Here is a 5,533-nt window from a genome sequence, read left to right as displayed (position 1 = left end):
GTTTGGCGGTGTTGGTATTGAGATTAGCCTCGAAGATGGCTTCATTCGGGTTATCACTCCGATTGATGATACACCGGCGGTTAAGGCCGGTATTAAAGCCGGTGATTTAATTACCCGTATTGATAATGAACCTGTAAAAAGCATGGGCCTGGATGATGCAATTAATCGTATGCGGGGTAAGCCGGGCACCGAAATCATTCTCACTATTTTGCGTGAAGGTGAGGAAAAGCCAAGAAATATCAAAGTTATTCGTGACGTCATCAAGGTTACCAGTATTAAACACCGGAAGTTAGGTGATCAGTATGCCTATATCCGTATTACCCAGTTTCAGGGGAATACCGGTTCGGATCTAAAGCAGGTTTTACATAAAATTAAGTCACAAGGTGAGATAAAAGGCCTGGTGTTGGATATGCGTAATAATCCAGGTGGGGTGCTTCAGGCGGCTGTTGAAGTGGTAGATGCTTTTATTAATAAAGGCATGATTGTTTATACAAAAGGCCGCTTATCAAGCGCTGATACAGAGTTTTTAGCGACAGATGACATTGTGTTGGCGGATGTGCCCATGGCGGTATTGATAAACGGGGGCTCTGCGTCTGCTTCAGAGATCGTGGCCGGTGCACTTCAGGACCATAAACGTGCTGTTATTATGGGTACGGCAAGCTTTGGTAAAGGTTCAGTGCAAACCATTTTGCCTTTGACCGATCAGCGTGCTTTGAAGTTAACCACGGCACGCTACTTTACCCCCAGTGGTCGTTCAATTCAGGCACAAGGTATTCAGCCGGATGTGGTGGTAGAAGAGGCAGAATTAAAAAAATTACAAGTAAGGGCGTTTCCTAAAGAAAAGGACCTGTCAGGGCACTTGTTTAATGGCCAGGTTGATGAGTCTGAAGATGCACAGCTCGAGGATGCTGGCAAAAGTTTATCAGAGCGTGATTATCAACTCTATGAAGCGCTTAATTTACTTAAAGCATTAGCGATTGTTGGTAAAGTGACCTCCTCGTAATGATGCTGTTTGTGCGTTGGCTTGCCTGGGGTATTTATGCAATCAGCCTTAATAGTTTGGCTGATGATCTGGGTGCTGTAGCTCTGGATGCGATAGTTCAGCCGCGCATTGTTATTGTTATCGACGATATGGGTAATAATCTGGCTGAGGGTGAGGCTGCTTTAGCATTACCCGGGCCCGTCACATACGCTGTATTACCACACTCAGCTTATGGTCGGTCATTGGCGCTTGCGGCTAACCGCTTGGGTAAAGATGTGATGTTACATGTGCCCATGGCTAATACGCAGAATCTGAAATTAGGCCCCGGAGCGCTGACACAGGGCCTGAGTGAGGCGCGCTTTAAAGAGATCTTAAATGCTGGCCTGGATTCGGTTCCCTATGCAACAGGTTTGAATAACCACATGGGAAGTTTGTTAACACGCCAGCGTACCCCTATGAAATGGGTCATGGAAGTCGCCAAGTCCCGGGGACTCTTCTTTCTTGATAGTCGAACAACAGGGGGAAGTGTTGCCTGGGATACAGCGCGTAACGAAGGTGTGCCTGCGCTAAGCCGGGATATATTTCTCGATCATGAGCAGACAGAGGTATTTTTAAACCGTCAGTTTGTTCGTGCAGTGAAAATTGCCCGAAAATATGGTACTGCGATTGTAATAGGTCATCCTTATCCGATAACGACAACCTTTCTGCAGAAGGCAATTCCGGCATTGGATGAGGCTGGGGTACAATTAGTTTCGGCTCCAGCGCTGCTGATGCAGCAGCAACAAACAGCGCGTCTGCTAGAGTTGGCGAAAACACAACAACTCATTGATAATCAGCTGTTATCTGGCTGTGAACTGCCTGAAAAGCATGAGTGTTAAGTTCATTAATTTGCAGTTCGAAACAATCCTATGGCGAGCCGCTGCCATTGATCATTCCAGTTTTCAGTAGGTTTTCGTTGGAACTCGCTTCTTACAAATTGACGGATCCGACCTTCAATGACTGATATCAGCAGGTTTGAAGTGATAGCGGCGGTGGTTTCTGTGCGTAGACCTTCTTTAAACTCTGCCTCACGCATAATCTGCTTTAATTGCGTTTCCAATCGTTCAAAAAATTGGTTTACACGATGCCGCAGCCGTTCTGTTTCACCGGCGAGCGCATCTCCGGTCAGTATGCGCGCCATACCCGGATTACGTTCAACAAAAGCCAATACCAACGTCAGGATCTGTTCACATTGGCGTATTGCAGGACTGTTTGATGAGCTGATCAGGTTAGCCCGGGAGAAAATAGTCTCTTCAATGAAGCCAATCAGGCCTTCAAACATGCGTGCTTTACTCGGGAAGTGGCGATACAGAGCTGCCTCTGAAACGCCTACTTCCTTCGCCAATGCCGCTGTAGTGATACGTTGGCCGTGATTGGACTCTAGCATGCGGGCGAGCGCTTGGAGAATCTGCTCGCTTCTGGACACTTTAGTGCTCTCTTTCGAGTTTTCTTTTGTGCTCTCGCTCATGTAAAACCTGCTACAGGGTGCGGTTTGTTATTAATGTACCTACACCTTCGTCGGTAAATATTTCCAATAAGCATGAGTGCTCAACACGGCCATCAATAATATGAGCGCTGACTACGCCACTTTTGACAGCGCTGAGTGCGCAATCAATTTTTGGTAGCATGCCGCCATAGATAGTGCCGTCTGCGATGAGTTCGTCCACTTGCTTTGTGGATAAACCGGTCAGAACATTGCCCTCTTTATCCATTACACCAGCAATATTGGTCAGCAGCATTAGCTTTTCTGCTTTCAGTACTTCAGCCACTTTACCGGCGACTAAATCCGCATTGATATTGTAAGAAGCGCCGTCAGAACCTACACCGATAGGGGCGATCACTGGGATAAAGTCGGAGTCTGCCAGCATGTCCAGAACGGCTGTATTGACATGTTCGACTTCACCCACGTGGCCTATATCGATGATTTCAGGGGCTTCCATCTCGGGTGTTTTGTGTTTTACCCGGAGTTTTCTTGCACCGAGCAAATGACCATCTTTACCCGTAAGGCCGATCGCCTTGCCGCCATTGCTATTGATCAGGCCAACAATCTCTTTGTTAACCATGCCGCCGAGTACCATCTCTACGACATCCATAGTTTTAGAGTCAGTGACTCGCATGCCGTTGATGAAGTGCGACTCAATGTTTAACTTTTTCAGCAGGTCGCCAATTTGTGGTCCGCCGCCATGCACAACGATAGGGTTCAGTCCAATCAGTTTCATCATGACGATGTCGCGTGCGAAGCTATTTTTTAATTTGTCATCGGTCATGGCGTTGCCGCCATACTTGATCACAATGGTTTTACCCACAAAGCGCTGGATATAAGGAACCGCTTCGCTGAGTACCTCTGCGGTCTGCATGGCTTGTTGGCGATTTAATGGCATGGCGTTTTCTACTCCTGAAAATAATGCTTATTCGTTGGGAATGGTGAGGCTTGGATCAACGGCAAATAAGCGCTCCTGAAACTGATCCCTAATTCGCTTGAGGGCCGATTCATTGGCTGCTTCAAAGCGTAGTACTAACACTGGCGTGGTATTCGATGCCCTGACCAGTCCCCAGCCATCAGGGTAATCTACCCGTATACCGTCGATACGGCTGGCGATACCGTCTGGATACTCAAGTGCCTGGAGCTTAGCGACAATGCCGAACTTGTTATCATCACGTACATCAATATTCAGCTCCGGGGTGCTGATATCTTCAGGATAGTGGGCGAAAATTTCATCGAGTGTTTCGGTGCGGGTGGATAATATTTCCAGTAAACGAGCAGCACTGTATAAACCATCATCAAAACCGAACCAGCGCTCTTTGAAGAATATATGGCCGCTCATTTCACCCGCGAGCAGTGCCCCGGATGATTTCATTTTACGTTTGATGAGTGAATGGCCGGTCTTCCACATCGTTGCTTTCCCGCCCGCTTTGCGGATCACGTCGCCTAATAAGCGAGAGCATTTGACATCATATATGATTTCCGAGCCAGGGTTGCGTTGTAGTATGTCCTCTGCAAACAGCATCATGACACGATCCGGATAGATCATGGCGCCGCTGGATGTGATAACACCAACGCGATCCCCGTCACCGTCAAATGCCAGGCCAAGATCTGCTTTATGTTCTTTTACGGCGGCAATACAGTCAATGAGGTTGGCCGGTTTGCTTGGATCCGGGTGGTGGTTAGGGAAGTTTCCGTCCACATCACAATACAGTGGAATAACGTCGCAACCCAGCTGTTCAATCAACCGGGGTGCGATGTCGCCGGGAATACCGTTTCCGCAATCAATCACAACTTTTAGTTTGCGTTTAAGGCGGATATCTTCGCTGACACGCTTGCGGTACTGCGGGCGAATATCTATCTTGCCAAGTTCTCCTTTGCCTTGCGTGTAATCTCGTTGCAGTATACGATGTTTCAGTGCCTGAATCTCTTCACCTGCCAGAGTATTACCGCCGAGCATCATTTTGAAGCCATTATAATTGCTGGGGTTGTGACTTCCGGTAATCATAATACCGGTTTGGCTGTCGGTGTGATGGGCAGCGAAGTACAACAGAGGGGTAGGGATATATCCGGCATCTGTGACATCTGCACCACCTTCACGCAATCCCTGAATCAGCACATCTTTTAAGCGAGGGCAGGATAAACGTCCATCTGCACCCACAACGACAGTTTTAATCTGTTGCTGTTGTGCTTGCGCGGCAAATGCACGGCCCAGATGATAGACCACTGGATCAGTCAGTGCTTCATCTACAATGCCGCGAATGTCATAAGCGCGGAAAATTTCCTGATCAAGGTGCTCGAGTGTATATGTCATTTGGTCATCCCTGTAAAAGTCATGAGCGGCCAGACGAGCCAAACCCGCCGTCGCCACGCTCAGTATCGGTGAAAGTGTCTACAATCTCAAAGTCAGCCTGAACCACCGGCACCAGTACCAACTGAGCAATGCGTTCACCTGGCTCAACGGTAAAGGCGGTGTCGCCACGATTCCAGCAGGATACAAAGAGCTGTCCCTGGTAGTCGGAATCGATCAGCCCGACCAAATTTCCCAATACGATTCCATGCTTATGTCCCAGGCCTGAGCGAGGAAGGATCATCGCGCAGAGTGATGGATCTTCTATATGAATAGCCATACCGGTTGGAATCAGCTCAGTCTGTCCCGGTGACAAGGACAATGCCTCATTGAGACAGGCGCGTAGATCCAGTCCTGCTGACCCTGGTGTTGCATAGTTGGGTAGAGGAAAGGCCTGACCAATACGATCGTCCAGAATTTTAACCTGTATTTTTTTCATTTTTCTGTCTTGTATAGTAATGATATTTGTTCAATAAGCTGTGTTGCCAACTGGCGCTTGCTGGTTTGCGGAATATCAATTTGAGTGGTGTGAGTGACTAAGGTGACGGCGTTTTCGTCACTATTGAAACCAATACCAGCCTGAGACACATCGTTGGCAATAATCATATCCAGGTTTTTACGGTCTAGTTTGCCTCGGGCATAGCTAATGACATCGCGTGTTTCGGCGGCAAAGCCGATG

7 protein-coding genes are annotated in these 5,533 nt (G+C 48.0%); 2 read left to right on the top strand and 5 right to left on the bottom strand.

Annotated elements, in window-relative coordinates; genetic code table 11:
• Nucleotides 1-1,003 (top strand): S41 family peptidase (locus tag ABY436_RS18635; RefSeq protein ID WP_372740429.1); only part of this gene is annotated, 1,003 nt, incomplete at its 5' end.
• A complete protein-coding gene (locus tag ABY436_RS18630) occupies nt 1,003-1,860 on the top strand; it encodes a divergent polysaccharide deacetylase family protein (RefSeq protein WP_372740428.1) in 858 nt (285 codons plus the stop codon). The genes ABY436_RS18635 and ABY436_RS18630, both read left to right, overlap by 1 nt.
• A 5-nt stretch (nt 1,861-1,865) precedes the next feature.
• On the opposite strand, the gene slmA is transcribed toward ABY436_RS18630, so the two are convergent.
• The 5 genes from slmA to ABY436_RS18605 form a co-directional block, all read right to left on the bottom strand.
• A complete protein-coding gene (slmA, locus tag ABY436_RS18625; protein ID WP_372740427.1) occupies nt 1,866-2,489 on the bottom strand; it encodes a nucleoid occlusion factor SlmA in 624 nt (207 codons plus the stop codon).
• 10 nt (nt 2,490-2,499) lie between these two features.
• A complete protein-coding gene (argB, locus tag ABY436_RS18620) occupies nt 2,500-3,402 on the bottom strand; it encodes an acetylglutamate kinase (RefSeq protein ID WP_372740426.1) in 903 nt (300 codons plus the stop codon).
• A 27-nt stretch (nt 3,403-3,429) separates the two neighbouring features.
• On the bottom strand, nt 3,430-4,818 hold the full coding sequence (locus tag ABY436_RS18615) for a phosphomannomutase/phosphoglucomutase (protein WP_372740425.1): 1,389 nt from the start codon (nt 4,816-4,818) through the stop codon (nt 3,430-3,432).
• Between the two features lie 19 nt (nt 4,819-4,837).
• Complete coding sequence (dut, locus tag ABY436_RS18610; RefSeq protein ID WP_372740424.1) at nt 4,838-5,293, bottom strand: dUTP diphosphatase; 456 nt, start codon at nt 5,291-5,293, stop codon at nt 4,838-4,840.
• Nucleotides 5,290-5,533: phosphopantothenoylcysteine decarboxylase (locus ABY436_RS18605; RefSeq protein ID WP_372740423.1), on the bottom strand; the 244-nt coding region annotated here is incomplete at its 5' end. The genes ABY436_RS18605 and dut, both read right to left, overlap by 4 nt.

The organism is Neptunomonas sp. (assembly GCF_041601355.1).
Taxonomy (GTDB): domain Bacteria; phylum Pseudomonadota; class Gammaproteobacteria; order Pseudomonadales; family Balneatricaceae; genus Neptunomonas.
This window is presented reverse-complemented; position numbering and strand designations above follow the sequence as displayed.